Origin of the sequence: Mycobacterium sp. E1715, assembly GCF_001667625.1 — a bacterium.
GTDB lineage: Bacteria > Actinomycetota > Actinomycetes > Mycobacteriales > Mycobacteriaceae > Mycobacterium.
Genome location: NZ_LZJJ01000062.1, coordinates 1 through 4793, shown reverse-complemented (window position 1 = coordinate 4793; position 4793 = coordinate 1). Strand labels below are relative to the sequence as shown.

General features: G+C 70.5%; 5 protein-coding genes. 4 read left to right on the top strand and 1 reads right to left on the bottom strand.

The annotated features are described in order from the left end of the window. The coding region (locus A9X03_RS03555; protein ID WP_304528474.1) for a trehalose-phosphatase at positions 1–199 on the top strand (199 nt) is incomplete at its 5' end. Here A9X03_RS03555 and A9X03_RS03550 read toward each other — a convergent pair. Next, positions 196–1068 carry a MaoC family dehydratase gene (locus tag A9X03_RS03550; RefSeq protein WP_068259717.1) on the bottom strand — a complete coding sequence of 291 codons (873 nt, stop codon included), beginning with the start codon at positions 1066–1068 and terminating at the stop codon, positions 196–198. The genes A9X03_RS03555 and A9X03_RS03550 overlap by 4 nt on opposite strands. 84 nt (positions 1069–1152) lie before the next feature. On the opposite strand from A9X03_RS03550, the gene A9X03_RS03545 reads away from it, so the two are divergent. The 3 genes from A9X03_RS03545 (at position 1153) to A9X03_RS03535 (ending at position 4768) form a co-directional block, all read left to right on the top strand. Further along, positions 1153–1866: a histidine phosphatase family protein gene (locus tag A9X03_RS03545; protein WP_067751465.1), complete on the top strand. Its 714-nt coding sequence runs from the start codon at positions 1153–1155 to the stop codon at positions 1864–1866. Positions 1867–1978: 112 nt separating this feature from the next. Then, complete coding sequence (locus tag A9X03_RS03540) at positions 1979–3982, top strand: SDR family oxidoreductase (RefSeq protein ID WP_068259714.1); 2004 nt, start codon at positions 1979–1981, stop codon at positions 3980–3982. Between the two features lie 42 nt (positions 3983–4024). Next, complete coding sequence (locus A9X03_RS03535; RefSeq protein ID WP_068259711.1) at positions 4025–4768, top strand: 2OG-Fe dioxygenase family protein; 744 nt, start codon at positions 4025–4027, stop codon at positions 4766–4768. The last annotated feature ends 25 nt before the right edge of the window (positions 4769–4793 follow it).

Below are 4793 nucleotides of genomic sequence, written 5' to 3'. Positions count from 1 at the left end.
CGGCGCCCGGACCCCGGTCTACCTCGGCGACGACATCACCGACGAGGACGCGTTCGACGCGGTCGGCGACGGCGGCGTGCCAATCCTGGTGCGGCACTACGACGACGGCGACCGCGCCACCGCGGCGCGATTCGCGCTGGACAGCCCCGCGCAGGCCGGCGAGTTCACCGCCCGCCTGGCGCGCAAGCTATCGCCCTAAGCCTGTAGGTATTCCGCGGCGCCGTCGTCGAGGACCACCCGCGGGCCGCTGCCCTCGGCCCCCGAGGCCTCGGTGCGAAACACCGCCTTGCCCGGCTCGGTGCGCCAGATGAGCGTGGTCAGCGTCTCGCCGGGAAACACCGGCGAGGTGAACCGCGCGGCGATCGAGGTGACGTTGGCGGCGGTCCCGCCGCCGAGCTCGGCGACCAGCGCGCGGCCCGCGACCCCGTAACTGCACAGGCCGTGCAGGATCGGCTTGGGGAAGCCGGCGAGCTCGCGGGCGAACCACGGGTCGCTGTGCAGCGGGTTGCGGTCACCGGAGAGCCGGTAGATCAACGCCTGATCCTCCCGGGTGGGCAGGGCGACCCGGGCGTCGGGTTCGCGGTCCGGGATCTCCGGGGCCACCGGGCGCTGGCCCGGCACGCCGCCGAATCCGCCCTCGCCGCGGATCACCAGGGTGGTGAGCGTCTCGGCGATCAGCTTCTCCGAATCCGGGTCGGTGCCCCGGCCGCGCAACACCAGAATCGCGTTCTTGCCCTCGCCCTTGTCCTGGATGTCGGCGACCTCGGTGACCACCGACAGCTTCCCCGCGGCCGGCAACGGCGCGTGCAGCCGGATTTCCTGCGAGCCGTGTAACAGCATGGCCCAGTTGAACGTTCCCACCTTGCCGGCTGCCCCGAAGGCCGGGCAGCAGATCACCGCGTAGGTGGGCAGCACCTGCTGCTCGATGCCGTGGCTGTTCTCGGTGGTGAACGACAGGTCGTCGAGGCCGGCGCCGACGCCGAGCGCATACAGCAGCGTGTCCCGGTCGGTCCACTCGAACAGCATCGGTTCGGTCACCGCGCCGACGGCACTCGGGTCAATCGCCATCTGAGTCTCCTTCGCAAGTAATTTCTCCACTTAACCATCGCAAACCCTTCCCACCGATGCCGTCGGCAGGGCAGGCTATTTGCCATGCCGAAGCGCAGCGTGATCCGGAATGTCTCGAAGGCCGTCGCGGCGCTGACCGCGGTCCTCGTCGTCGGGGCCTGCGGTGGGTCACCGCAGGCACGCAGCATCACGATCACGTTCATCCGGCACGCCCAGTCGGCATCCAACGCGAGCGGGATCATCGACACCTCGGTGCCGGGGCCCAGCCTGACCCCGGAGGGCCAGGGTCAGGCCCAGCAGGTCGCGCACCAGGCGGGCCATAAGGACTACGACGGCATCTACGCCTCCACGATGGTCAGGACACAGCAGACCGCAGCGCCGCTGGCCTCGGAGCTGGGCAAGCAAGTCGAGGTGCTGCAGGGCATTCAGGAGATCAACGCGGGCTGGTTCGAGGGCAAGCCGATCGCCCAGGAGAATGCGACGTACCTGCTGGCGCCCGCGGACTGGCTCCGGGGCGACACGCAGGACAGCATCCCCGGGTCGATCAGCGGCAAGCAGTTCAACGAACAATTCACCGCCGCAATCGCAAAGGTCTACAACAGCGGCCAGCACAACCCGGTGGTGTTCTCGCACAAATTCGCCATCGAGTACTGGACGCTGATGAACGCGAAAAACGCCAAGGACTCACTGCTGACCAGCCATCCCCTGCCCAACGTCGGCCGCGTGGTGATCACCGGCAACCCGATGAACGGCTGGACCCTGGTGGACTGGGACGGCATTCGCGACTTCCACAACTGACAATCCCCACAGCCCGCCACAGGGCTGACAGTGGCGACCCGCCACGCCCCGCGTCGCCGCGCTCGCGATCGCCACAGTTGACGCGGGCGGTCGCGACCGCCACGATGGCTGCATGCGGTATGTCGTTACCGGCGGTACCGGGTTTATTGGTCGCCGCGTCGTCGCCCGGCTGCTGGACACCCAACCCGATGCGCAGGTGTGGGTGCTGGTCCGGCGGGAGTCGCTGGGGCGTTTCGAACGGCTCGCGGCCGAGTGGAGTGACCGGGCCAAACCGCTGGTCGGGGCGCTGCCGGAGCTGGAGCTGACCGACGAGACCCTCGCCGAGCTGGGCACCATCGACCACGTCGTGCACTGCGCGGCCATCTACGACATCACCGCCGGCGAGGCCGAGCAGCGGGCCACCAATGTCGAGGGGACCCGCGCCGTCATCGAGCTGGCGCGGCGGCTCGGCGCGACGCTGCACCACGTGTCCTCGATCGCGGTCGCGGGGGACTTCCCCGGCGAATACACCGAGGACGACTTCGATGTCGGCCAGCCGTTGCCGACCCCGTATCACCGGACCAAGTTCGAGGCCGAGTTGCTGGTGCGGTCGGCGCCCGGGCTGCGTTATCGGATCTACCGCCCGGCGGTGGTGGTCGGCGATTCGCGCACCGGCGAGATGGACAAGATCGACGGGCCGTACTACTTCTTCGGCGTGCTGGCCAAGCTGGCGGTGCTGCCCAGGTTGACGCCGATCATGCTCCCCGACACCGGCCGCACCAACATCGTGCCGGTCGACTACGTCGTCGACGCGCTCGTGGCGCTGATGCACGCCGACGGTCTGGACGGCCGCGCCTTCCACCTCACCGCCCCCAAAACCGTTGGGCTGCGGGGCATCTACCGCGGCGTCGCCAAGGCGGCCGGGCTCCCGCCGGCGCGCGGGTCGCTGCCCGGCTCGGTGGCCGCCCCGGTGCTGAAGGTGCGCGGGCGGGCCAGGGTGCTGCGCAACATGGCGGCCACCCAGCTCGGTATCCCGGCCGAGGTCTTCGACCTGGTCGACCTCAAGCCCACCTTCATCAGCGACCAGACCCGGAAAGCCTTGCGCGGCACGGGCATCGAGGTGCCCGAGTTCTCCAGTTACGCGCCCGGGCTGTGGCGGTACTGGGCCGAGCACCTGGACCCGGACCGGGCGCGCCGCGACGACCCGCACGGGCCGCTGCACGGCCGGCATGTCATCATCACCGGCGCGTCCAGCGGCATCGGCCGGGCGGCGGCCATCGCGGTGGCCGAGCGCGGGGCGACGGTGTTCGCCCTGGCCCGCAACGCCGACGCGCTGGATCAACTGGTCGCCGAGATCCGCGCAGCCGGCGGTGACGCCCACGCCTTCACTTGCGACGTCACCGATTCCACCTCGGTCGAGCACACCATCAAGGACATCCTGGGCCGCTTCGACCACGTCGACTACCTGGTGAACAACGCCGGCCGGTCGATCCGCCGCTCGGTGGTCAACTCGACCGACCGGCTGCACGACTACGAGCGGGTGATGGCGGTCAACTACTTCGGCGCGGTGCGGATGGTGCTGGCGCTGCTGCCGCACTGGCGCGAGCGCCGCTTCGGTCATGTGGTCAACGTCTCCAGCGCCGGCGTGCAGGCCCGCAATCCGAAGTACAGCTCGTACCTGCCCACCAAGGCGGCGCTGGACGCGTTCGCCGACGTGGTCGGCTCGGAGACGCTGTCCGACCACATCACGTTCACCAATATCCATATGCCACTGGTCCGTACGCCGATGATCGCGCCGTCGCACCGGCTCAACCCGGTGCCCGCGATCAGCCCCGAGCGCGCGGCCGCCATGGTGGTGCGCGGCCTGGTCGACAAGCCGGCGCGCATCGACACCCCCCTCGGAACGCTGGCCGAGGCCGGCAACTACTTCGCCCCGCGGACGTCCAGGCGGATCCTGCACCAGCTGTACCTCGGTTACCCCGACTCGGCCGCGGCCCGCGGACTGCCCACCGAGCCGCCCGCCGCGCCCCCGCCGCGGCGCAAGCCGAGGCGGCCCGTCCGCGCCGTCACCGGCGGCATCCGGACGCCGCGGGGAGTCAAACGGTTGGTGCGCCGGGTGCCCGGGGTGCACTGGTAGTCCGGGCGTTTCAGCCGCGCCTGATTGCGGTATTCCGGCGCGATGACCCGGACGCTTTCCGCGAAACGGGCGGACGCCGACCCGGTGGCCGCCGCGGCCCGCCTGGTCGCCACGCGAGGCGTCGCGGTGATGTCCTCACTCGACGTGACGCGGAGCCTGGGCGCCGGCCGCGAGGAGTGGACCCGATTCGCCCGGCACTGGCAGCAGCTGGGACCCGACCCGTACGCCGCGGAGCTGGGGGTGCAGCGGCTGCGCCGGTACGGCCAGTACTCCTTTCGCGACGGTGCGCTGCGCCCGGTGCCCAGGAGCACGTTCGCGCAGCCCGAGGACTCCAACCCCCTCTACATCGGCAAGGACCGCGACTTCGAGCCGCTGACCGACGCTTTCGCCCGGGATCCGTTGCTGCGCAGGATCATCGACCTGCTGGCCCGAGTGGCGGCGGCGCTGGACGACGTCGCGGACTGGAACGTCAAGGTGCATCCGTTCCGCGTCCGGTCGTTGTCCGACGACGGCGGCCATCCGACGCCGGAGGGCATGCACCGCGACGGCGTCACCCTGGTCAGCTCACTGCTGGTCGGGCGGCGCAACGCCATCGGCGGCGAGAGCACGGTGAATGACCTCGACGGCAGGCAGTTGCTGGCGACGACGCTGGCCGAACCCGGCACGCTGATGTTGGGCGACGACCGCCGCACCCTGCACGGCGTCTCCCCGATCCGCCCGATCGACGGCTCGGGCCCCGCCCAGCGCGACGTCCTGGTGGTCACCTTCGCCTCGGCGTGGCCCTGAGCGACGGTATCGTTGCCGCGGTGAT